The 23,850-nt window shown below is 60.1% G+C and carries 18 protein-coding genes and 1 pseudogene; 6 read left to right on the top strand and 13 right to left on the bottom strand.

Annotated features, from left to right (window positions below; translation table 11 throughout):
* Positions 1-33 precede the first annotated feature (33 nt).
* Genes alaS through aspS form a run of 4 tightly spaced genes read right to left on the bottom strand, consistent with a single transcriptional unit; the run spans position 34 to position 7,229 of the window.
* Entirely contained in the window at positions 34-2,703 is a 2,670-nt protein-coding gene (alaS, locus tag I6I71_RS09840) for an alanine--tRNA ligase (protein ID WP_201820755.1), read from the bottom strand.
* 57 nt (positions 2,704-2,760) lie between these two features.
* Positions 2,761-4,119, bottom strand: a complete 1,359-nt coding sequence (locus tag I6I71_RS09845; RefSeq protein ID WP_201820756.1) for a replication-associated recombination protein A — start codon at positions 4,117-4,119, stop codon at positions 2,761-2,763.
* 20 nt (positions 4,120-4,139) lie between these two features.
* Positions 4,140-5,393, bottom strand: coding sequence for a protein kinase family protein (locus tag I6I71_RS09850; protein ID WP_201820757.1), 1,254 nt, complete (start codon positions 5,391-5,393; stop codon positions 4,140-4,142).
* A gap of 18 nt (positions 5,394-5,411) precedes the next feature.
* Positions 5,412-7,229, bottom strand: coding sequence for an aspartate--tRNA ligase (gene aspS / locus I6I71_RS09855; protein ID WP_070494876.1), 1,818 nt, complete (start codon positions 7,227-7,229; stop codon positions 5,412-5,414).
* Positions 7,230-7,332: 103 nt separating this feature from the next.
* Here aspS and ypfJ point away from each other — a divergent pair, with 103 nt between their 5' ends.
* From ypfJ to I6I71_RS09870, 3 genes are read left to right on the top strand one after another with little or no spacing between them, the layout of a single operon-like run.
* Positions 7,333-8,250, top strand: a complete 918-nt coding sequence (gene ypfJ / locus I6I71_RS09860; protein WP_101734308.1) for a KPN_02809 family neutral zinc metallopeptidase — start codon at positions 7,333-7,335, stop codon at positions 8,248-8,250.
* A gap of 19 nt (positions 8,251-8,269) precedes the next feature.
* Positions 8,270-8,992: a CBS domain-containing protein gene (locus tag I6I71_RS09865; protein ID WP_070494875.1), complete on the top strand. Its 723-nt coding sequence runs from the start codon at positions 8,270-8,272 to the stop codon at positions 8,990-8,992.
* Between the two features lie 36 nt (positions 8,993-9,028).
* Positions 9,029-10,429 carry an L-serine ammonia-lyase gene (locus tag I6I71_RS09870; protein ID WP_052204076.1) on the top strand — a complete coding sequence of 467 codons (1,401 nt, stop codon included), beginning with the start codon at positions 9,029-9,031 and terminating at the stop codon, positions 10,427-10,429.
* A gap of 12 nt (positions 10,430-10,441) precedes the next feature.
* On the opposite strand, the pseudogene I6I71_RS09875 reads toward I6I71_RS09870, so the two are convergent.
* The 4 genes and pseudogenes from I6I71_RS09875 to I6I71_RS09890 all read right to left on the bottom strand — a co-directional run.
* Positions 10,442-10,768 (bottom strand): annotated as a pseudogene (locus I6I71_RS09875) (hypothetical protein); the annotation flags it as partial.
* A gap of 100 nt (positions 10,769-10,868) precedes the next feature.
* A complete protein-coding gene (locus tag I6I71_RS09880; protein WP_052204071.1) occupies positions 10,869-11,177 on the bottom strand; it encodes a helix-turn-helix domain-containing protein in 309 nt (102 codons plus the stop codon).
* A 73-nt stretch (positions 11,178-11,250) separates the two neighbouring features.
* The gene (gene hisS / locus I6I71_RS09885; protein ID WP_201820758.1) at positions 11,251-12,528 is read right to left on the bottom strand and encodes a histidine--tRNA ligase; all 1,278 of its coding nucleotides are present in this window, start codon (positions 12,526-12,528) and stop codon (positions 11,251-11,253) included.
* Positions 12,529-12,539: 11 nt separating this feature from the next.
* Positions 12,540-13,184: an MBL fold metallo-hydrolase gene (locus I6I71_RS09890; RefSeq protein WP_070494803.1), complete on the bottom strand. Its 645-nt coding sequence runs from the start codon at positions 13,182-13,184 to the stop codon at positions 12,540-12,542.
* A gap of 79 nt (positions 13,185-13,263) precedes the next feature.
* Between I6I71_RS09890 and I6I71_RS09895 the strand changes: the two genes are divergently transcribed.
* The 3 genes from I6I71_RS09895 to I6I71_RS09905 all read left to right on the top strand — a co-directional run bounded on the left by I6I71_RS09895 (position 13,264) and on the right by I6I71_RS09905 (position 15,862).
* Positions 13,264-14,208, top strand: a complete 945-nt coding sequence (locus I6I71_RS09895; protein ID WP_201823652.1) for a peptidylprolyl isomerase — start codon at positions 13,264-13,266, stop codon at positions 14,206-14,208.
* A 76-nt stretch (positions 14,209-14,284) separates the two neighbouring features.
* Entirely contained in the window at positions 14,285-14,611 is a 327-nt protein-coding gene (locus I6I71_RS09900) for a hypothetical protein (protein ID WP_052204064.1), read from the top strand.
* Positions 14,612-14,794: 183 nt separating this feature from the next.
* The gene (locus I6I71_RS09905; protein ID WP_201820760.1) at positions 14,795-15,862 is read left to right on the top strand and encodes an LLM class flavin-dependent oxidoreductase; all 1,068 of its coding nucleotides are present in this window, start codon (positions 14,795-14,797) and stop codon (positions 15,860-15,862) included.
* Positions 15,863-15,970: 108 nt separating this feature from the next.
* Here I6I71_RS09905 and I6I71_RS09910 read toward each other — a convergent pair whose 3' ends face one another.
* The 5 genes from I6I71_RS09910 to secF form a co-directional block, all read right to left on the bottom strand.
* Positions 15,971-17,998: a bifunctional metallophosphatase/5'-nucleotidase gene (locus I6I71_RS09910; protein WP_201820762.1), complete on the bottom strand. Its 2,028-nt coding sequence runs from the start codon at positions 17,996-17,998 to the stop codon at positions 15,971-15,973.
* Between the two features lie 170 nt (positions 17,999-18,168).
* Positions 18,169-20,400, bottom strand: coding sequence for a RelA/SpoT family protein (locus I6I71_RS09915; RefSeq protein WP_052204058.1), 2,232 nt, complete (start codon positions 20,398-20,400; stop codon positions 18,169-18,171).
* Between the two features lie 84 nt (positions 20,401-20,484).
* The gene (locus tag I6I71_RS09920) at positions 20,485-21,039 is read right to left on the bottom strand and encodes an adenine phosphoribosyltransferase (RefSeq protein ID WP_070494798.1); all 555 of its coding nucleotides are present in this window, start codon (positions 21,037-21,039) and stop codon (positions 20,485-20,487) included.
* 18 nt (positions 21,040-21,057) lie between these two features.
* Positions 21,058-22,656 carry an ABC transporter substrate-binding protein gene (locus I6I71_RS09925; protein WP_236587304.1) on the bottom strand — a complete coding sequence of 533 codons (1,599 nt, stop codon included), beginning with the start codon at positions 22,654-22,656 and terminating at the stop codon, positions 21,058-21,060.
* 30 nt (positions 22,657-22,686) lie between these two features.
* On the bottom strand, positions 22,687-23,850 hold the full coding sequence (gene secF, locus I6I71_RS09930; RefSeq protein WP_052204053.1) for a protein translocase subunit SecF: 1,164 nt from the start codon (positions 23,848-23,850) through the stop codon (positions 22,687-22,689).

Consider the following 23,850-nt stretch of genomic DNA (forward strand, 5'->3'; position numbering starts at 1 on the left):
GCGCTCGGCGTGTCACGTAATCAATTCGTTATCTTAAGCATCCAACTGCTCGCGCAACGCTGCCAAACCAGCATCGATACCCTCTGGGTTGTTGCCAGAACCCTGGGCCAGGTCCGGCTTACCGCCGCCCTTTCCGCCCACGTGGGAACCAAATGCTGCGACCAGCTCACCAGCCTTGATGCCGGCGTCCACGGCTGCCTCAGTAGCGGCGATTGCGAATGCTGCCTTCCCGTCCGCCTTCGAGGCAAGCACCACCACAGCGTCGGCAGCGCCGAACTTGCCGCGGATGTCACTAGCCATCGTTCGCAGGTCACCGGTGTTAATCCCCTCCGGCAGGTGCACGGCTGCCAGCTTGCGGCCGTTAGCCAGCTCCTGAGCACCAGCAACAATGGCACCAGTGTTGGACAGCAGCTGCTGGCGGTGGAGGTTCTCTACTTCCTTCTCAGCCGCGCGCAAACGCTCAGTCAGCTGAGCAATGCGCTCCGGCAACTGATCAGTTGGGGTCTTCAATTCCGCAGCCAGGCCAGACGCCAACGCTGCTTCCTTGGAGAAGTAACGGAAAGATTCCAGGCCAGAGTAGGCCTCAATGCGGCGCGCACCAGAGCCAACCGATGACTCACCCAGCACTGCAACCGGGCCAATCTGAGAGGAGTGGCTGACGTGAGTACCACCGCACAACTCGATAGAGAACGGGCCACCGATCTCCACCACGCGCACCTGGTCGCCGTAGTTCTCGCCGAACAATGCCATCGCGCCCATGGCCTTGGCTTCTTCCAGGCTGGTCTCAATAGTGTTAACGGCAAAGTCCGCATCCACCGCCTGGTTGGTAATGGTGGCAATCTCTTCCAGCTGCGCATCCGTCAGCTGCTCGGTGTAGTTGAAGTCAAAGCGCAGGTAGCCCGGCTTATTCAAAGAACCAGCCTGGACTGCGGTTGGACCAAGCACCTCACGAAGTGCTGCGTGGATCAGGTGCGTTGCGGTGTGTGCCTGGCGGGCACCGTGGCGCCACGCCTCATCCACCTCAGCAGTGACCGTCTGGCCAAGGTCAAGGCCGCCATTTTGCACCGTCGCCTTGTGCACCCAGAGCTTCTTGCCAATTTTTTGCACGTCGTTGACGTTGAGCACGGTATCGCCCACGACGATGCGGCCACGGTCCGCCATCTGGCCGCCGGCCTCGGCGTACATCGGGGTGACATCCAGGATCACCTCAACCTCATCGCCTGCGGTGACCTCGCCAACCTTTTCGCCGTCACGGACAAGGCCGATCACATTCGCGCTGTGAGTGAGCTCATCAAAGCCAACAAACTGAGTCGGGTTGGCGTCAACCCACTCGCGGTAGAGCGAGTCATCGCGGTTGCCCATCTTCTTGGCCTTGTTGTCAGCCTTTGCGCGGGCGCGCTGCTCCTCCATCGAGGCGTGGAACGCGTCCATATCCACGTCCAGGCCGGCTTCACGAGCCATCTCAAGCGTCAAGTCAATCGGGAAACCGTAGGTGTCGTGCAGCTCAAACGCCTGCTCGCCAGAAATCTGGGTGCCGCCCGCGGACTTCAGCGCTGCCGCGGTCTCATCAAAGCGGTGGGTACCAGACTCCAGCGTCTTAGAAAACGCGCGCTCCTCAGCCATGGCCACGCGCAGAATACGGTCGCGGTTATCAGCAATCTCCGGGTACGACGGCGTCATCGTATCCATAATCGTCTCCATCAGCGGCTGCATCACCGGGCCGGTTGCGCCCAGCAGGCGCGCGGAGCGGATGATGCGACGCAGCAGACGGCGCAGGATATAACCACGGCCCTCATTAGACGGGGTAACGCCATCCAGGATGATCATCATGGATGTACGCGAGTGGTCTGCAATCACGCGGAAGCGAACGTCATCAGCTGGGGTTCCAGCGTCATACTTCGTACCGCTGAGCTGCTCGGCCACGTCAATCACAGGGCGCAGCAGGTCAGTCTCGTAGACGTTGTCTACGCCCTGCAGGATGCAGGCCACACGCTCAATGCCCAGGCCGGTATCGATGTTCTTGTTCGGCAGCTCGCCGAGAATCTCAAAGCCGCCCTTCTTGTCACCAGCGCCGCGGATGGATTCCATGAACACGAGGTTCCAGATCTCCATGTAACGGTTATCGTCCGCAATCGGGCCGCCCTCGTTGCCGTACTCCGGGCCACGGTCGTAGTAGATCTCAGAGCACGGTCCACACGGGCCGGGCACACCCATGGACCAGAAGTTGTCCTCCATGCCCATGCGCTGGATGCGTTCCGACGGCACGCCGATCACGTTCTCCCAAATCTGCGCTGCCTCATCGTCCTCAGTAAACACGGTTACCCACAGACGCTCCGGGTCAAGACCCAGGCCACCGTCTTCCACAGCACCAGTCAGCAGCGACCACGCGTGCTTGATCGCACCTTCCTTGAAGTACTGGCCGAAGGAGAAGTTGCCCGCCATCTGGAAAAACGTGTTGTGGCGGGTAGTAATACCCACTTCTTCAATGTCAAGGGTGCGCACGCACTTCTGAATCGAGGTAGCAGTGCCGTTTTCAAACGGCGGCGTCTGCTGGCCCAGGAAGTACGGCTTGAATGGCACCATGCCGGCGTTGACAAAGAGCAACGTCGGATCATCAAGAATCAGCGAGGCGCTGGGCACCTCAGTGTGTCCGCTCCTCACGAAGTGGTTGGTAAACCGCTCGCGAATCTCATGAGTCTGCACGACGTGCCTGTCCTTTCAACGAGAAAATCTCATAGCAAAATTACGTCCGGCAATACTCTACCCGCGACCCCGCACCATCCTGCGCAGCCGCCCAAGGTATTCACTGATCCGTTTCTCCGCACCGTGGTTTGTCGGCTGGTAGTACACCGCATCTTCCAACCCTTCCGGGATGTACTGCTGCTCGACCACACCACGCGGATCATCGTGGGGGTACTTGTAGCCCACCGCGTGTCCAAGGGCTTTCGCACCCTCGTAGTGTCCGTCGCGCAAGTGCGGCGGCACCGGCCCCACCTTGCCCGCGCGCACATCAGCTTGCGCCGCAGAGATCGCCTCGATAACCGAGTTCGATTTCGGCGCCGTAGCCAAATGGATCGTGGCTTGTGCCAAGGTCAGACGCGCCTCCGGCATGCCGATGAACTGCACGGCCTGGGCTGCGGCCGTTGCAGTCTGCAGCGCGGTGGGATCAGCCATGCCAACGTCTTCCGAGGCGTGAATGACCAGACGACGCGCAATAAAACGCGGATCCTCGCCCGCCTCAATCATGCGTGCCAAATAATGCAGCGCAGCATCCACGTCCGAGCCGCGAATCGACTTAATGAAAGCGCTGGTGATGTCGTAGTGCTGATCCCCATCACGGTCGTAGCGCACCACGGCACGGTTGACGTTGTTGCGGATCACCTCTTCCGTCACTTCCCCACCCGCGGGCACCGCCTCGGCGGCGGCCTCAAGATACGTCAAGGCACGACGTGCGTCGCCTGAGGCGAGGAGGGTGAGTTGGTTCAACGCAGCGTCGTCAAGCGAAATGCTCTTGGCAAGCCCCCGCTCATCAGCCACCGCACGGGTGAGCACCCCGCGGATATCCTCATCGCTCAGCGGCTCAAGCTTCAGCAGCAACGAACGCGACAGCAGCGGGGCAACCACGCTAAACGATGGGTTTTCCGTCGTCGCCGCAACCAGAAGCACCGTACGGTTTTCCACCGCCGCCAGCAGCGCATCCTGCTGGGTTTTGGAAAAGCGGTGCACCTCATCGATAAACAGCACCGTCTTTTCACCACGGGCAAGGTCGCGCCGAGCGGTATCAATCACAGCGCGCACTTCCTTAACCCCCGATGTCAGCGCGGACAGCCCAATGAAGTTCTGCCCCATCGTCGCCGCAATCAGCGAGGCAATCGTGGTTTTCCCCGTCCCCGGCGGCCCGTAGAGGATCACACTGGCGGCGCCAGAGCCCTCGATCAGACGGCGCAGCGGTTTGCCCTCCCCCAACAGGTGACGCTGGCCGGCGATCTCATCGATCGTGCGCGGACGCATGCGCGCAGCCAGCGGCGCGTGCGGTCCAACTTCAAAGAAGCTGGAGCCCCTATTGCTTATCGACGCCCCGCCGACCTCACCATCCCCGAACAAACCCTCCTGTGCCATAGTGCAACCTACTTCAGTTACTACTTCAGTCGCTGCGCAACATCGCTGGCAAACTGGGAAATGACCAGGTAGGCAGTGTCACGGCCAGTGCCGGCGTAAGCAGCAAGAGCGTTGAACGTCTCGTGCAGATCCTCACGGACAATGAGTTCCTCGTGGCTGAACGGACCTTCGCTTGCAGGACGCAACATGTCGCCACTGGAGATGCCAGCATCCGCGAATCCAAGCACGGACTCCGCAACCTCCTCGTTCACGTCCACGCCTGCGGCCGCAAACTCGGCAGCCAGCTCTTCATCCGTAGCCACCACCTCCGCAAGCGCCACTGGGTTGAGCACCGTCAAGCTGGACAGCGCCCACCCGATCATGCCTGCGGTGATACGCGCCTGAAGGGTGTCCTCGTGGTTGAGCAGCGGCCAGGTGCCACGGACTTCACGCAGCCAGGCCTCAATAAACGCACTGACCGCATCCTCGTGGTAGGCACGTGGAGACAGATACAGCGGGAACCCGGCGACCACAAACGCAACATCGAAGGTAGCGTCACGGAAACCGGCCCACTCATAGTCCAGAAACTGCGTCCCTGAATCCGTGTACATCACGTTGTCCGGGCTCAAATCAAACGGCGTAAACGCGCGCACACCACCGCGAAGCAGACGTGACTGCAGGTTTGAGGCAGTCACCTTCACCTCATTTGGCACCTCGAAGCCGGCCTGCTCAAGAATGGCCAGGCCCAAACGGATGCGGTGAGACAGCAGCCGATCACGCAACTGCTGGATCTTCTCCGCACCGGTGCGGGAACGCGTCATCCTTGCAAACAACGCGTTGTACTGCGCTTCCTTATCTGCCGTGCCGGCGTGCATCTTGCCAAGGGCCGTGCCCAAATTGCGCAGAATCTGCACGTGCTGGATGTCGTCAGCGCGTTCCAACATGGTCGCCAGCGTGTCAGCATCGCCAGCGTCCGAAAGAATGATCATCCGGGCGTCCAAGTCATAGCCCAACATCACTGGGCCAGGGCGCACGTCACTGCTTAGCGAGGTTGTGAATTGATAGGCCACGACCTCACGCAAAAACGCAGCATCATCAAACAGATTTCCCGTCTCCGGGGAGTGCTTCACCACTACCGTCCTGTGTTGCAGGAACGGGTTGGTAGCCACCTTCGCGCGGTACACACCGGCAACGCCGGAACCAGACAACGCAGTGACGTCGGTGAGCTTTTGGGCACCCCCGTAGCGCCGCGTGAGCACACTTACCGCGGCGGAAATTACGGCATCGCGATCCATATTGGGTCTCTACCGGCGTTAGGCGTTGTCGCCGTCTGCCTTCTCTGTGGATTTTTCGGTGTTCTTCTTCGGCTTGAAATCCACACCCGTCTCTGCACGCTGTGCTGCCGGAATTGGGGCCGGCGCATCCGTCAACGGGTCAACACCGCCACCGGACTTCGGGAACGCAATAACGTCTCGGATGGATTCAAAGCCACCGAGCAGCGAGACGATGCGGTCCCAGCCGAAGGCGATACCGCCGTGCGGAGGAGCGCCGAACTGGAAAGCATCAAGCAGGAAGCCGAACTTCTCGTCTGCTTCCTCATCGGTGATGCCCATGACCTCAAACACGCGCTTCTGCACGTCGTGCTGGTGGATACGGATGGAGCCACCGCCGATCTCATTGCCGTTGCAGACAATGTCATAGGCGTACGCGAGTGCTTCGCCAGGGTTGTTCTCGAAGTTATCCATAAACTCCGGCTTCGGGGAGGTAAACGCGTGGTGCACAGCCGTCCACTTGGAGTGGCCCAGCGCCACGTCGCCGGAAGCCGTTGCATCCGCAGCCGGCTCGAACAGCGGCGCGTCCACAACCCAGGTAAACGCCCAGTCGCCTTCCTTGATCAGGTCCAGCTTGCGAGCGATCTCACCGCGGGCTGCGCCAAGCAGTGCGCGAGAAGACTTCGTGTCACCGGCAGCGAAAAAGATTGCGTCCCCCGGCTTCGCGCCAACGTGTGCTGCAATGCCAGCCTTTTCTTCATCGGTGATGTTCTTAGCCACAGGGCCGGTCAGCTCACCGTCTTCCTGAATCAGGATGTAGGCAAGGCCCTTCGCACCGCGCTGTTTGGCCCACTCCTGCCAAGCATCCAGCTGCCTGCGCGGCTGAGATGCGCCACCGTCCATCACCACGGCGCCCACGTACTCAGCGTTGAATACGCGGAACGGGGTGTCCTTGAAAAACTCGGTGCAGTCCACCAGCGGGATGTCAAAGCGCAGGTCCGGCTTGTCAGAGCCGTACTTTTCCATCGCCTCCTTGTAGGTCATGCGCGGAATCGGCGTCTGAATCTCGTAGCCAATGAGCTTCCACAGCTCCACCAAGATTTCCTCGGCCAGCTCAATGATGTCATCCTGGTCAACAAAGCTGGCCTCAACGTCCAGCTGGGTGAACTCAGGCTGGCGGTCAGCGCGGAAATCCTCATCGCGGTAGCAGCGAGCGATCTGGTAGTAGCGCTCCATGCCGGAGACCATCAGCAGCTGCTTAAACAGCTGCGGCGACTGCGGCAGTGCGTACCAGGAGCCCGGCTTCAAACGTGCCGGCACCAGGAAGTCACGTGCACCCTCCGGGGTGGAGCGCGTCAGCGTCGGCGTCTCAATCTCTACGAAATCGTGGTTGTCCAGCACGCGGCGTGCAGCCTGGTTTGCCTTTGCACGCAGACGCATGGCATTCGCCTGACGCTCACGGCGCAAATCCAGGTAGCGGTACTTCAGGCGGGTCTCTTCACCGACCTCGGTGGAGGAAGCATCCTCAATCTGGAACGGCAGCGCCGCCGACTTGTTCAATACGGTCAGCTCGGTGGCGTTGACCTCGATCTCGCCGGAAGCCAGGTTCGGGTTTGCAGAGCCTTCCGGACGTGGCTCCACCACGCCGGTGACCTTGACAACGAACTCACTACGCAGGTCGTGCGCAGCCTCCGCCACATCAGATTCGCGGAAGACAACCTGGGCGATACCCGAACGGTCGCGCAAATCGATGAAGATCACGCCACCGTGATCGCGGCGTCGCGCCACCCAACCGGTGAGGGTGACAGTCTGGCCGTCGAGGTCTTTGTTGAGGTTCCCCGCAAGGTGAGTGCGCAGCACGGTGTTTTCCTAGTCCTTCCAAAAGGCGTTAAAACTTATCGCGCAAGAGTCTACCGCGACCGTCTCAAGACATGCGCTTAGGTTGTTTGGCACAATGCAAGCCATGACGTTTAGAGGAGATGCCAGCCAAGGCGCAAGCGGGCGTGTGCAAACCAGTTCAGGTTCCCGTGGCGGACAGCGAGGCGGTTCAGGCGGCCTGCTTGCACTGCCGTTGTTGCTTGGCGGCGGTGGCGGCGGAACCATCATTTTGATCTTGCTAGTGCTGCTCTTCTTCAACGGCGGCCTTGGCGGCCTAGGTCTTGGAGGTGACCAGCAGGGCCAGTACCAGTCGCAGGGCGACTACAACCTGGAGCACTGTGATCAGCCGAATGCGGCTAACGAATACTCCGACTGCCTTGCCGCCGCGACGGTCCTGTCTGTTGATGATGTGTGGTCCCAGGTACTGCCAGAGCAGGCCAACTTGGAGTACCGCCCGGCAGGTATGCACATTTTCAAGGGCGAAGTAGCTTCCGGCTGTGGTTACGCATCTTCTGCAACGGGGCCGTTCTACTGCCCGCGCGATGAGACGGCGTACTTGGATGTGTCCTTCTTCGATCAGCTGCAGCAGCTTGGCGGCAGCGCAGGTCCACTGGCTCAGGCATATGCCACCGCGCACGAGATGGGTCACCACATCCAGCACATCGAGGGCACCCTGGGGTTGAGCGACTACAAGAACCCTGGCGAAGACTCCGCTGCGGTTGCTATTGAGCTGCAGGCGGACTGCTATGCAGGCCTGTGGGCACATTACGCACAGCAGGGTGGGCGTTTGGAGTCTGTTTCGGACGAGCAGCTGCACGAGGCAATCCAAACCGCACAGTCCATCGGTGATGACAACATTCAGCGTCGCTCCGGCGGCGAGGTCGACCCAGACGCGTGGACCCACGGCTCCTCCGAGCAGCGCGGCACCGCTTTTATGGCTGGCTACCAGACCGGCAAGATGTCCGCCTGCGACACCCTCAACCGAGGCGTGTACAACGACTAATTCGCGTACGCTCGCGGTCATGGCTGATTCACCAAATCGCGCCGTTGCATTCCTTGCCGCGTTCAATGACGTGGAGGGGTTTCTGCGCGAGGCGTTAGGCGCGAAGAAAAGCGACTCTTTTAAGTGGATGTGCTCCCAGGCAGCCAAGCGTGGGTTGATTACCTGGGAACAGTCCACTGATCTGAAGGAATACGCTGAGCTGCGCAATGCGATCAGCCACGGCGAGTACCGGGACTTCAAACCAATCGCGGAGCCGTTGCCTGAAACCGTCGCAGCACTCGAGCATCTTCGGGACGTGTTGCTCAAACCCGTCACCGCATTAGAGGTGGTGGGCCAGAACCAAAAGGTGGTCACCTTCTCCCCCGCTGATGCGGTTCGCGATGCGCTGCATGCGATCCGGGAGTCAGGCCACACACAGTTTCCGATTTACGACGGTGGCGTGTGCGTCGGCCTACTGACCACCAATGCCATTGCGCGTTGGATTGCAGTCGTCTTACAAGATGACGACACTATCGGTTCAACGTCTATCAGCGAGGCGCTTAAACTTTCCGGACAACACGACCACCCGGTGTTTCTGCCGCGAACCGCACCGGCAGCCGCGGCCATCGAAGCGTTGACTACACCGCTAAAATCTGGCGCACTGCCACGTGTGGCAATCATTACGGAGCACGGCAACGCTGACCAGCGCCCCATTGCCGTAGTCGGCCCAACGGACATTCCGGCACTTGCTGCCGTTACCTAAGCCCACAACCAACCCACCTTGGAGGAGGAAGTTTCAATGCCAACCAAGTCAGCAACTGTTAGCGTTCTTGATCTGTTTTCTATCGGCATCGGCCCGTCTTCCTCACACACGGTGGGCCCGATGCGCGCAGCCCAGGCGTTTGTGAGTACCCTGCCGCAGCTGCCGGCGAAGGTGCGCGTAGCACTTCGTGGCTCGCTTGCCGCCACTGGTGTTGGCCACGGCACCGACCGCGCGGTCCTGCTTGGCCTTGTCGGATACACGCCGACGACAACCAGCGCAGACATTTCGCCGAAACCCGGCGAAGAAATCCCGCTGACTGGCACCATCTCGGGTCCTGTCGGCAGCGTGGAGTATGAGGTGGAGTTCAACCCCCAGCCGGTGCCAGAACACCCCAACTGCCTGATTTTTGACGCTTGGGATGCCCAAGGCAACCAGCTGGCAGAGAACGTGGAGTACTTCTCCATCGGCGGTGGGTTCATCCTTGACCGTGCGGGCATGTCCGCGCATGAGAACGAAGCTGGCGTGGTTGCTGTCGCGCACGAGAAGACCGTGCCCTACCCCTTTGACACGGGTAAAGAACTGATGGAGCAGTGCGCCACGCACGGTCTAACCATCGCCCAAGTCATGCGGGCAAACGAGGAAGCCTTGCACGGCAGGGACGCTCTCAACGAGCACTTGGACGCCGTGTGGGACGTCATGCAGGAATGCGTTGCCCACGGGCTGAAAACCGAGGGCACACTGCCAGGCGGCCTCAACGTCAAACGTCGCGCGAACCGTCTCCACCGCCTGCTAACCGCGGAATATCAAGCGTCAACGGCCCGCGGGCTTGACGCGATGGAGTGGGTCAACCTGTATGCGCTTGCGGTCAATGAGGAAAACGCTGCTCACGGTCAGGTGGTTACTGCCCCGACGAATGGTGCGGCAGGCATCATCCCGTCGGTGATGCATTATTGCCGTGACTTCACCGACGATTTTGACCGCGACCGCGTGCACGAATTCTTGCTCACGGCAGGCGCTATCGGCGTCATTATTAAAACCAACGCCTCGATTTCGGGTGCGGAGGTTGGCTGCCAGGGCGAGGTTGGCTCGGCGTCATCCATGGCTGCCGCTGGTATGTGCGCCATCCTTGGCGGCACCCCGCAGCAGGTAGAGAACGCCGCTGAGATCGCACTCGAGCATAACTTGGGGCTTACCTGCGACCCTGTCGGCGGGCTTGTGCAGGTTCCCTGCATTGAGCGAAACGCCATCGGTGGTGTGAAAGCCATCAATGCGGCGCGTTTGGGCAAGCTTGGCGACGGTACCAACATTGTCACCCTCGACGACGTCGTTGAAACCATGGCCTCCACTGGCCGCGACATGATGACGAAGTACAAGGAGACGTCTATGGGCGGCCTCGCTGTGCAGCTTGGTCTGCCGGTCAACATCATCGAGTGCTAGTCCAACTGGGCTCTACAAAACCTGCTCAATTTGCTCTTTTGCGTGCGTAAAGCGGTCCTCCATGACCGCCATACTGAATGCGTCCGCACCATGTGCGGTGGCTAATGCCGGCGCTTGTTCTAGGACGCTGCGCACCTGACGGAGCCATTCTGTGGTTTCGATATCGAGGGATACGCCGAAGAGGTCGAGTACTGCCGGCTCTGTGAAGTCTTCGAGGGATAGCTGCGACTTGCCGTCGAGTGTGAGCTCGTAGGCATCGCCGTCCCCAGGCGGGGTGGGGTTGACATCGAATACCGGTGATAGGACCCAGGACCCGCCATTCCGAAGAAAACCGTGGTTGCGGAGATGGTTGTCTACGTTGCCAACGAGGACCCCGAAAACGGCACGCCGACAATGACGGTGGTAACCGCAATCTTACTGTCGCCCACTACCTTCTCCCCTAGAAATCCGGTTTCGGGGTTCGAACCCGTTCGGGCAGCTGCTCTGCGGCCCGCAAGCGACCCACGTCTGTGAGATAGGGATCGCTTGCCGTGACCACGCGGTCGAGCAGTCCCAGCACGTTGAGGACCGCAAGCGTCGCGTCCAACCCGGCGCCCTGCCCGTTTTCCAGCTTGCTCAGCGTGGTCGGCGAAATGCCAGCACGCTCAGCAACCATGCTGCCGGTGAGCCCCAGCAGCTTGCGTTGAATGCGAACATGCTCACCTATCGCGCGCATTCCGCGGCGAACGGGCGTCGGCGTGTATCTCATGCGCTTGATTTTAGCAACAGAAACCTAACAGGAAAACCAGGTATCTTACAGATTTCTGTTACTTAAAAGTGTGCTAGCACTGTACAGCCGCAGCAACCGCCTCCGCGTTCAGAGCAACCGTCACCTGGGAGTGGTCCGCGAGGTTCTTCACAGTGACCTCCCCGGCCTCCAGCTCGCGATCCCCCAGCACGAGTGCAAACTTGGCGCCAGCGCGGTCAGCGCCCTTCATAGCGCCCTTGAGCCCGCGGCCGCCGTAAGCCATGTCAGTGGAGATACCAGCAGCGCGCAGCTCATTGATCAGCAGCGCCATCCGCTCTTGGGCCTTTTCGCCAATGCCAACGCCAAAGACGTCCACGCGACGCTCAACTCCTTCAAGCGTTACACCCTCAGCTTCAAGCGCGAGCACCGTACGATCCACGCCAAGGCCAAAGCCGATACCGGAGAGGTCCTGGCCACCGATCTGGGCCATGAGCCCGTCGTAACGGCCACCGCCACCGATGCCGGACTGCGCGCCCAGCCCGTCGTGGACGAACTCGAAAGTGGTCTTGGTGTAGTAATCCAAACCACGCACCATGCGTGGGTTGATCACGTATTCCACGCCCATGTTGTCGAGCATTCCGGTGACGGCCTCGAAGTGGGTGCGACAGCCCTCACACAGGTGGTCCAGCATCAGGGGCGCATCCGCCATCATCGCGCGGACGTCTTCACGCTTGTCATCCAGCACGCGCAGCGGGTTGATCTCCGCACGGTGGCGGGTCTCCTCATCCAACGGCAGTGCGAACAGGAAGCTCTGCAGCTTCTCGCGGTAGGCCGGGCGACACTCACGGCATCCCAGGCTGGTCAGCTCCAAACGGAAGCCGGTGAGCCCAACGGCGCGGTAGCACCGATCTGCAAGCGCGATAACCTCAGCATCCAAGTACGGGTCATCCACGCCGATGGCCTCTACACCCACCTGCTGCAGCTGGCGGTAGCGGCCAGCTTGCGGGCGTTCATAACGGAAAAACGGACCGTAGTAATTCAGCTTTACTGGCAGGTAGCCACGGTCCAAGTTGTGCTCGATCACCGCACGCATGACACCTGCGGTGCCTTCCGGGCGCAGCGTCACGGAGCGGTCCCCGCGGTCAGCAAAGGTGTACATTTCCTTGCTCACCACGTCCGTGGATTCGCCCACGCCGCGTGCAAACAGGGTCGTGTCCTCAAACACCGGCAGCTCAATGTGCTGGTAGCCGGCCTGGCGCGCCTGATGCGCAAACTCATCGCGCACACGAATGAACGTGGCGGATGCCGGGGGTACGTAGTCGGGTACGCCCTTAGGGGCAGACAGGGCCTTAAAAGAGTTCTGCTCAGTCACGGTTTTTGAGCTTAGCGCCCCGCATTGGCCCGCAGGATAAATGGGTTGGTTGCCCGCTCGTGCGCCATGGTGGTCACCGGCCCGTGCCCCGGCAGCAATGTGAGTGCATCATCAAGCTCCCAGACACACCCGCGTAACGACGCCACCATGTCCCCCTCATCCGAATAATCCAAATCAGTACGCCCCACTGAGCCCCGAAACACCACGTCACCACTAAAAGCGAACTCCTCGCCCACCACCAAAACGCTTCCCGGCGAGTGGCCGGGAGCATGGCGTACGTGAAACGTCTCCCCTGCAACGGTGATTGCTTCCCCGTCTTCCAGGTGGTGGATGGTGTCTGGGAGGGGGAGCGTGTGGGCGTCGAAAAGCAGCCGCGACTGCTGCGGGATACCTTCACTGAGCATGAACTCATCCGCCGGGTGAATGTAGACGGGTGCACCTAGCTCGGCGGCATCACGGATGTGATCAATGTGGCCGTGGGTCAACACGACTGCCTCAAGCTCAGAGTTGTTCTCCTCCAGCATCTTGCGCACAACTGGCGCAGCTCCCATACCTGGGTCTACAACAAACCCGCGGCGGGTTTCCTCATCGATGCAGACGTAGCAGTTGGTGCCGTACGGACCGGCGGCGAAACCCTGGATACGCAAAGTGCTCATGCGTACGAATCCTAGGGGTTGTCGTGGGAGCTGTTAGGATTTGAGCGAACTTTTACTCTTTTTAAGAAACGAGGCGATGGTGGCAAGCAACGAAGAGCGCGGCAAGCAGGCGCTGCAGAACCTGGAGAAGGAACTGGCAGCGCGCGACCGCAAACAGGCACGCAGCCCGTGGATCACCGCAGCTGCATCGCTGGCTGTAATCGCAGCGTTGGGCGGCGGCATCTACTTCATGGCCAACCAGGACAGCAGCGATGACGTGGACAATACTGCGTCCGAATCAGAGACGACCACGCAGGAAGCTGAGGAGTTTGACGCAACTTCCTACGAGGCGGTTGCTACCGCTCGCGCAACTGCCCTGCCTGCGACGGTGGACTGCGTCTACACCGAGGACGGCCGTGATGAGTACTTCAAGGGCCTGCCGCAGACCGAAGGCGTGTCCACTGAGGGCACCGTCATGGTCAACCTGGATACTTCCGCCGGCCCGATTGGCATGACGCTGGATCGCTCCGTGTCGCCGTGCACGGTCAACGCTATTGAGTACCTGGCGGAGGACGGCTACTTCAATGACACCGTCTGCCACCGCCTGACTACTTCTGATGGCCTGAAGGTGCTGCAGTGTGGTGACCCGTCTGGCACCGGCGCTGGTGGCCCGGGCTTCCAGTTCCCAAACGAGTTCCCCACCGATGAGGCGCTTGACGGCGTTGACCTGACGCAGATGGGCATTCCGGAGGACGCAAGCGATGAAGAAAAGCGCCAGTACGCCTCGATGATGCTGCAGGATCCGCAGCGCTATGACCGTGGCACGATCGCCATGGCACACGCTGGCATTGACACGAATGGTTCCCAGTTCTTCTTGAACTACGGCCCGTCCGTGCTGCCGCCGCTGTACACCTACTTCGGCCAGATTGATAACGCTGGCTTGGAAACACTTGACGCTATCGCCGAAGCGGGCGTTGAAGGCGGTGCCCCGGACGGTGCGCCTGCTAAGGAAGTGAAGATTAACAGCGCAACCGTTGAAAAGTAGATCTATTGCTAACGGTTGAATCCCTGTTACTATACTTCCCGTCACAATAGATATCCGTCACAGATTGGATTTTCGCATGCAGTTCCGTAAGGGCATCATCGCTGCCGCCACCGCCGCCGCTGTTCTGACCTCTGGTGTTTCCGTCGCCGCCGCTGAGGATGGCAAGACCGGCACCACTTCGCCGACCATCAACGATGGCAAGACGAAGAAGCCGACGGAGCCGAACCAGGCTTCTCCGGCAAAGAAGGACAGCTCCTCCAACGACAGCTCCTCCAAGGAGGGCGGCTCTTCTGCAAAGGACATGAGCCCGAAGGAAATCCAGGACTGGATCGCCGTGATCACCGCAGTCATCAGCCTGCTGGGCACCCTGTTCGCTTTCGGCCAGAAGTTCATGAAGCCGTAAGACAGCCCTGCTGCATTCATCACCGCCTTACCCTTTCGGGTGAGGCGGTTTTGATTTCTCTGGCCTGTCTAGAAGCGCCTGCAGCGGGCCATTGACCAGTGAGTGAACCCGTCACGTCCCGTGAGAATCCAATACGGAATGCTACCCTCTTTGTTGACACATCACTAAAAGAAGGGGTATCCAATGAAAGCTTTCGGTTTCTTGAGCTTCGGGCATTATGCCGTCGGCGGCCAGCGCGGGCCGTCTGCGGAGAAGATCGCCAAGATCCACCTGGAGATCGCCCAGGCTGCGGACGAGATCGGCGTGAACAATGCCTCCTTCCGCGTCCACCACTTCGTGCCACAGGCGTCCGCGCCGATGCCACTGCTTGGTGCGGTTGCCGCCACCACCAAGCAAATCGAGGTGGGCACCGGCGTGATTGACATGCGCTACGAAAATCCGCTCTACCTCGCCGAGGAGGCCGCATCCCTGTATCAGCTCTCCGGCGGACGTGTGGCCTTGGGAGTCTCCCGCGGCGCGCCCGAGGTTGCTGAGCGCGGCTGGGAGGCCTTCGGCTACAAGGGCGAGGCCCCCAACGGTGCTGACGTGGCGCGCGCCCATCTTGAGACCTTCATGGCTGCTGTCGACGGCACCGGGTTCGCCACCGCCGCACCGCTGGAGCGTCAGTACCCCAACATGTTCCAGCCCGGCTCGGCCCTGCCCGTCTTCCCCATGGCACCCGCGCTGCGCAGGCACATCTTTTACGGCTCGGGCACCCACGCGTCTGCGGAGCAGACTGCGAAGGACGGGCTGAACCTGATGTCTTCCACCCTGGTCTCCGAAACCACTGCTGAGACTCTAGGCGAGATCCAGGCTGACCAGATACGCCGCTACCGTGCCGTGTGGAAGGAAGTTGGTCACGATTGGACCCCGCGCGTGTCGGTGTCCCGCTCCATATTCCCCATCGTCGACGGTGCGGATATGCAGATGTTCGGCATGCACGCCTCCGGTTCCGATCAGGTGGGCGCTCTGCCCGACGTTGGCTCCACTACCTTCGGCCGCACCTACGCCGCCGAGCCGGACAAGCTCATTGAGCAGCTCAAGGCCGACCCTGCGGTCATGGCCGCCGACACGCTGCTCATTACCATCCCCACCGGAATGGGCGTGGACGTCAACGTAAAGATCTTGGAAAACTTCGCCACCCACGTCGCTCCCGCGCTGGGCTGGCAGCCGAATACCGAAGGCCCAGTCACCGGCTATCCCATCGACTAAGTCCTTCCGGTCGCCCATTGTCGCGTTGGCGCGCAATGCGTAAACCGCCGCCTCATGGCGAGGCGGCGGTCAGGCTCTCTGGCGTAGCACTAACGCAGTACTAGCGGGTTAGCCCAGGTAAGCCAGCGGGCCGAGGATCTGGTGGATTGGGAATGCGAACGCCAACGCCAGCAGGCCAAGGACGCCTACCAGGATGCCTACGATCGGGCCAGCGCCCAGGCTGGAGCCTTCAGGCTGCTCAGGTGCAGCCGGACGCTCCACACCATCAACGATCTCCTGCGGGACCGTGATTTCGGTACCTGCATCGGTGGTAATCACCAGCGGCTCGTCCTTGTAGGTGTCTGCCGGCAGATCAATGGTCACGGTCGCGCGGCCCTGTTCACCCAGGCCCTTATCTGCCTCAGTAACAGCGTTGTCCACGTCTGCGGTCACCTCGGTCTTACCAACCTTGACGGTGACAGTCTTGGCCTGCGGCTCGCCCTCGCTGGAGTAGCTCAGGGAGCTCAGCGCGATGGTGTTTGCCTGACCAGCCTTCAGACCGCCCTCCGGCAGCACAACGCCGACGTCCTTCTGGCCAGTGCGAACCTTTGCATCGCCGGTCTTCAGGTAGTCCACAAACGCCTCAAGGTCGTTGTAGCCAACCGTGTTGCGGTTGGTCACCTTCATCGGGTCAATGAAGGCGTCGCCGCCATCAAAGAGGAAGGAGGACGCTGCTACGCGGTACTCTTTGTCCATCTCCATCGGCTTGCCATCAATGGTGACGTTGGTGATCTTCTCGCCGCGCTGGGCATCCGGGTTGTAGGTGTAGGACACGTTGTCGGACAGGCCCATGTCCAGACGCGGACGACCAGACTTCGCCTCATCTTCTGCAGTCTGCCACTGATTCTCCAGGGCTTCCTTGATAGCAGCGCCAGTCATGGTAGCTACGTCGATGCTGTTGCCAAACGGCTGGATGCCGAATGCGGTCTGGTAGGTGACATCGCCTTTGAGCAGGTCTTCGCGCACACCACCAGCGTTCATCACGCCAAGGTCAAGGTCTTGGCCCAGGAACTTTTCCAGAGCTACAAGAGCGGACTGGGCGAGCATGTTGTTCGCGGTGGACTCAGTGCCACGGTTGGAGCCCGGTTCGGCGCCAGGGTTGGAACCGCGCTTAAAGTCGCCGTCGACCTTAGCCACAACCTCCTTGCCAAGCTCCTCGGACTTCTCCTTCGCCTTCGCAACAATCGCGGCGACATTCTCATCCGGGGTGATGTTCAGCGTCTCCAGGTCCGCAAACTTGTACTGCTTGGCATCCAGCTCCACAATCTTACCCGTGGCCTTGTCAAAGGTGAAGTCAAGATCGGTCACCATCTTGCCGTACTCGTGGGACTGCGCGTACGGCACGGCAGCGTCAAGGTTCAGGTCCTTGATGTGGGAGTCACCACCAAAGACAAAGTTCACGTAGTTTTTATCCAGCTTCTCGGATGCTTCCTTAGCTGGGTCGTGGATCAGGGCGATGACAACGTCAGCCTCGCCGGCGTCCTTGATCTTCTTTGCTTCCTCATTGACCTGCAGTGCCGAGTCCTTGATCTCAAGGCCCTTGACATTTGCCGGGTTCGACTTGGAAACAGTCAGGTTGGAGGTGGTGCCCACGAGTGCAACCTTGACGCCGTCGCGCTCCACGATGGTGTACGGCTTCACCTCACGGGTGCCGTCCTCCTTGAAAATGTTGGCACCCAGCTGCTTGTCGTTGGTCCCCGGAATGATGCGCTCGATCAGGTCCTTGTAGCCCTTATCAAACTCATGGTTGCCAACTGCAATGCCGTCGGTGCCAAGCGCGTTGACAAAGTCCATCGTGTACTTGTCATCCGAAATCGCGGAGATGAACGCGGAGCCGCCTTGGTTGTCACCCGAGTTGGTCACGATCGTGTTCGGGTTCTGGGAGCGGATGTAGTTGATGATTCCCGCAATGTTGGCGGCACCCATCTCCCCGTTGCGAGCATTCGCTTCCAAGCGGCCGTGGAAGTCGGTGATGTTGGCAACGCGGATCTTGACCTGATCAGCCTCAGCGGCGCCTGCGAACGGCGCGACGGTGATGACAAGTGCGGTGGTTGTGGTGGCAGCGATCAGCTGGCCGGCACGACGAAGGGAAAACATGCATGAGCTCCTTGAGAAAACATGAGGAAAGTTCAGCCATGTTTGTAACCCGTTGCCATGGTTTACGCAGGGTTAGCAGAGAGCTCAAATGTGTGCGAGCTGGGCTTTACACCCGAGCTTCGCCAAAAGTTCATGTTGTGGTAACCCACGTGCCGCCTGCACGCAACCGGCTACGCGGTGACACGGTAGATGTCGAAGACACCCTCAACGTTGCGGATCTGGTTCATGATCGCGCCGAGCTGCTTCGTGTCCGAAACCTCGACGGTGAGCCTGACGTTGGCAATCCGATCGTCGCTGACATGCGATGACAACGCGCTAATAGGCAGCTTTTGCTCCGCCAATACACCGGTGAGCTCAGTGAGTAGGCCGTTGCGGTCCAAGGCTTCCACTTGAAACGTGGCAATGGATGCACTTCCGCTGCCGGTGGTGTTGGACCACGCTACGTCGATAAGCCTCTCAGGCTCATCTTTCAACTTGGTGGCATTGGTGCAATCAGCACGGTGGACCGAGACTCCCCCACCGCGGGTGACAAAGCCGAAGATCTCATCGCCCGGTACCGGCTGGCAGCACTTCGCCAACTTGGCCATCACATCCGGCTGGCCCTGGACCAGGATGCCGGGGCCGTCCGCACGCGATGCGCGCGAGATGATCTCCGCGATCGGCGCGCGCGACGCCAACGCATCCACCGCGTCGTCCTCGCTGCCATACATGGCAACCAACGCCTTCGACACATGCTGCGCCGAAACGTTGCCCGCACCAATGGCGGTATACAGCGCGTCCACATCCGCGTAGTGGAGCTGTGTTGCTACACGACGCATCCCCTCTGCCGTAAACAGCTTGTGCATCGGCAGGCCACCACGCTGCACCTCAGCAGCCAACGCATCGCGGCCGGCCTCAAGGTGTTCTTCGCGGCGCTCCTTTGCAAACCACTGGCGGATCTTCGCCTTCGCGCGTGGCGAGACCACAAAGTTTTGCCAATCGCGGGAAGGCCCAGCGTTTTGGTCCTTCGAGGTGAAGATCTCAACCCTGTCCCCAGACTTGAGCTCACTTTCCAGGGCCACCAACTTGCCATTGACCTTGGCGCCAATGCAGCGGTGGCCCACTTCCGTGTGCACGGTGTAGGCGAAATCCACCGGCGTGGATCCTGCAGGGAGGTTCACCACATCGCCCTTCGGCGTGAACGCGAAAATCTGCTGGCTGGTCAGGTCATAGCGCAGCGAGTCTAAGAACTCGTTTGGGTCGGCGGCTTCCTTCTGCCAATCCAGAAGCTGGCGCATCCACGCCATCTGGTCAACTTCTTCTTGGTTGCCCTTGTGGGAGCCCTTCGTCTCCTTGTAGCGCCAGTGTGCTGCCACGCCGAATTCCGCGTTGTAGTGCATCTCGTGCGTACGCACCTGCACCTCAAGCGGTCGGCCCGTATCTGTCATCACCGTGGTGTGCAGCGACTGGTACACGCCGAAGCGTGGGTTTGAAATGTAGTCTTTAAAACGCCCCGGCATGGCCGAGTACAGAGCATGCACCACACCGACCGCGGCGTAGCAATCATGAACCGAATCCACAAGCACACGGATGCCCACAAGATCGAAGATCTCGTTGAACTCGTGTCCACGCACCACCATCTTTTGGTAGATGGACCAGTAGTGTTTCGGCCGGCCCATCACCTCAGCCTCAATGCCGTTTTCGCGTAACTCAGCTTGAAGCGCCCGGGTGATCTCCCCCAGCGCCCTGTCACGCGAAGGCGCACGGTCCGCAACTAGGCGAACGATCTCCTCGTACTTCTTCGGGTACAAGATGGCAAAAGCCAGGTCTTCCAGCTCCCACTTCACGCTGGCCATGCCCAAACGGTGCGCCAAAGGTGCAATAACGTCCAGAGTTTCGCGGGCCTTCTTCGCCTGCTTCTCCGGAGGCAGGAATCGCATGGTCCGCATATTGTGAAGACGGTCGCCGACCTTGATCACAAGCACACGCGGGTCTTCCGCCATGGCCACGATCATCTTGCGGATGGTCTCTGCCTCCGCAGCGGCACCTAAGGCCACCTTGTCCAGTTTGGTTACGCCATTGACTAGGCGGGCTACCTCTGGACCGAAATCGTTGGAAAGCTCCTCCAGGCTGTAGTCCGTATCCTCCACCGTGTCGTGCAACAGTGCGGCGACAATGGTTGTGGTGTCCATGCCCAACTCACCACAGATCGTGGCCACAGCCAGGGGGTGGGTAATGTACGGGTCTCCTGATTTGCGGTAGACGCCTTCGTGGAGACGCTCCGCGGTCTCATACGCACGGTTCAGCAGCTCAACGTCAGCCCTCGGGTGGTAGCGGCGATGGATGGACAAAAGCGGATCCAACACCGGGTTAATCTTCGGCCTACCACCACCGGTCAGCGACCGAGCAAGGCGAGCTGACATGCTACGCACACTCGGCGTCTGCCGCTTCACTGGTTTCTCATGCGTCACCGGCGCAACCTCCGATCAGGACCTCTATCGAGACCACTAGCCTAGGACGACTAGCTCAGCGTCACCGAGCTTTTCACGTCCGCCAAGGCCTGCAACCTCAAGCAGTACCACGTAGCCGACAACCTCGGCCCCAACTTGTTCAAGCAGATCGCGCGCGGCTACCAGCGTTCCGCCGGTAGCAAGCACATCATCTACAAGCACAACCTTCTTGCCTGCAAGATCAACGCCATCGGCCGGGATTTCCAGCGCTGCCGTGGAGTATTCAGTGGTGTATTCCTGCGTCACCACCGGAGGTGGCAGCTTGCCCTTCTTGCGGATAGCCAAAATACCCAGGCCCATCTCATAGGCAACGGCAGAGCCGAGCAGGAATCCACGGGCATCAAGACCGCCAATCAGGTCCGCGCCAAGGTCTTTGCTTGCTTGGACAAGGTCGTTGACCACAGCGCGCAGCGCGTCGGCGTCAGCCAGCACCGGCGTGAGATCTTCAAACAAGACCCCTTCTTCAGGAAAATCGGGCACACGTCGGATCTTGTCCGCAAGCGCCTCTTTAGCTGACTGGTAGCAAGTGTCAGAAGATTTCACAGTAGACATCTCAGTGTTTGTGTCCTTTTAAGAATGAGAGGGACCATGCTGCCATCGGTTCATGTTCCAACCAATGCCAGACAGTCCCGTGTACGGCACTACGTTACCCACGTTGCGGTCAATAGCGAACGTCACGGGCTGTGCAGTGAGTGGAAGAGACGGCAAAGCGTTCCACAAGAACCCTTCCTGTGCGCGAAGCACACTTAGGTTCTCAGGCCTGTTCAGCGCTGCCGGGTATGCCGACATGGGGTCTACGGCAAACAGCAAAGCATCGGCTTGGCCTTCAAGTTCAACACGCTCCGCTGCCTCGTTGATATAAATACGTGGAAGATCTGCAAGCGTCTTGCCTTCGCCTGTCACATCAACAATTCGCACTCCAGCCGGCTCACACGTTTTAGCCATTGAGGCAATCATTGCCGCGTAGCGTTCGCTCGGATATGGAGCGGCCACGCGAAACTCCATCCCGGAAGCCTCACGTGCAGCGTCAATGTCCACGTTCAAATACGGCTGGGCAACGTCTTCCACACGGGAGGCCAACGGGTCGTCGTTATTCAGCACATGCAACGGCGCTAGCGACACCGGGCTGCCTACAGCGTCAGACGCTGCCTTGGCCACTGAACGCGGATCGATACAGCGCGAAACAGCACGACGCTTCGCTTCATCACTCCACGGACCTATCTCAGGAAATACCAGCATATCCGTCAATTCGCCGGAAACCGTTGGCACTACCAGCCGGTTACCCTCGGCATTCGGGTCGTGCCAGGTCGGTGTCGCATCCCTGAGCTCGCCAACAAGCAACGTGCCGTCAAGCGCCAACTGCTCTGAGTCGTAGGAACCCGGGTAGACCGTCAGCTCGGTTTCTACAGGCGCATCGCCGTAGAAGAACTCATTAGCAACCAGATCCACTTCGCCGTGCTCACCTACGCCAGCGATCTTGTAGGGTCCAAACGACACCTGCAGCTGCGGATCAAACGCATCGAGGTTGAAGCCGCGCCGCCACACGTCTGCAATCGGGCGAAGCACCGCCGGATCTTCGGCGCGCAAACTCTGGTTCAGCTGCTCTAGGTTCATCCCCAGCTTGGCGGCAACCGCGTGCGCAGGCAACACGGTGCCAGCTTCGAAAAGCCCACGCCAACGTGCACCCCTGCCCTCTTTGAACACCACCGTGAATTCCTTGGAGCCGGGCGTGCACTGGAGGTCCGCGGTGTCGTCGAAAAGCAGCATGCTCGAGCCGAACACCTTTGGGTTAATCCCGGCGGTGAACGCCAACAAGTAATCAGAACACGTCACCGGAGTGCCGTCAGAAAACACGGCCTCCTGGGACAGTGTGTACTTCACTCGACGCTCCGGACCGGGAATCTCCTGGGTTTTCACCAGATCCGTGTTCGGAATCATCTGGCCGTTAGGGCCCGGGACGTACACCCCCGGATACAGCCTGCCGGAGAGCACCTGCGCCTGTAGCGAACGTCCCTCCAACGAGCCGGCGTTGGTGGTACGTAGGTCAGAGGCAACCTGGTAGCCAAAGCGCTCGCCTGCATCACCGTCCTCACCGGAAGCGCAGGCAACTGCGCCGAGCATGCTGACGCACGCTGCCAACACCCCCACCATGCGCTTGATGCGCCGCATGCGTAAAGCCTCCTTCAACCAACTGCGCGTCTAGCGCACGTTGGGTCTCCACGTGGTGGAACCACTGCCGGTTTCACCTGGATGAACAGCCTCTGTTTCTGCCTTGTGCGCAACCGGTGCGGTGACCGTACGCTTAGGCGCGACACTAACCTCATCTACCTCGTCGGTCTCGCCACTGCGATAGCGGGCAACCTCCTCATTGTGGTCGCGGTAGCGCTTCTGGCGCTCTACAAGCGAAACCAACAGCGGAGTTGCCAAGAACAGCGAGGAGAAGATGCCTTCGATCACACCAATGAGCTGGATTAACGCGAGATCCTTCAACGTACCCACGCCCAGCATCCACACGGCAACCACCATCAAAGCCACAATCGGCAGGGCCGAAATCACCGAGGTAGAGATAGAGCGCATCACCGTCTGGTTCAGCGCCAGGTTTGCTTCCTCGGCGTAGGTAGAACGACGCGAGCCCAGAACACCGGCAGTATTCTCCTTCACCTTGTCAAACACGATGACCGTGTCATAGATGGAGAAGGTCAGCACAGTCAGAAGACCGATGATCATCGCAGGGGTGACCTCAAGGCCGAACAGGGCGTAGATACCCATGATCACGATGCCGTCCACAATCAACGCCAACATCGCTGCAAGAGCCATCTCGCGCTGCAGGCGCAACGCCACGTAGACCGCCGCAGCAATCAAGAACACGCCCATTGCCAGCAGCATGCGCTTGGTAATCGTGTCGCCCCAAGACTCAGACACCGTCGAATCACCAATAGCATCGGCGGATGCCACACCCTCAGCGTCCTTCGGCTGGTGCACCTCGTAGATAGCCTGACGTGCAGCGTCAATCTGATCCTGCGTCAAGTGCTGAGAGTTGATCTCCAGGGTACGGGCATCGCCTGCACCCACGATCTGGGTCAGCTCCGGGGTCACCCCGGTGGCCTCAATGAAGGTCTCTTCCACCTGCTCAGCAACTAAGTCGCCCGCAGGCATGGCAATCTTCGTGCCGCCTTCAAAGTCAATACCCAAGTTGAAGCCGCGGCCAAGCATGGCAACCACAGAGATTGCAAGGAACGCAAGCGTAAACGCGTACCAGATCTTGCGACGGCCTACGAAGTCAATCGCACCCTCACGGGTGTAAATGCGCTCAAAACGCCCGCCGACATTTTCCGTTGTTTCCACGGTAGCGGTATTGGACAT

Source organism: Corynebacterium riegelii, from assembly GCF_016728505.1.
In the GTDB taxonomy this organism is placed as follows: domain Bacteria; phylum Actinomycetota; class Actinomycetes; order Mycobacteriales; family Mycobacteriaceae; genus Corynebacterium; species Corynebacterium riegelii.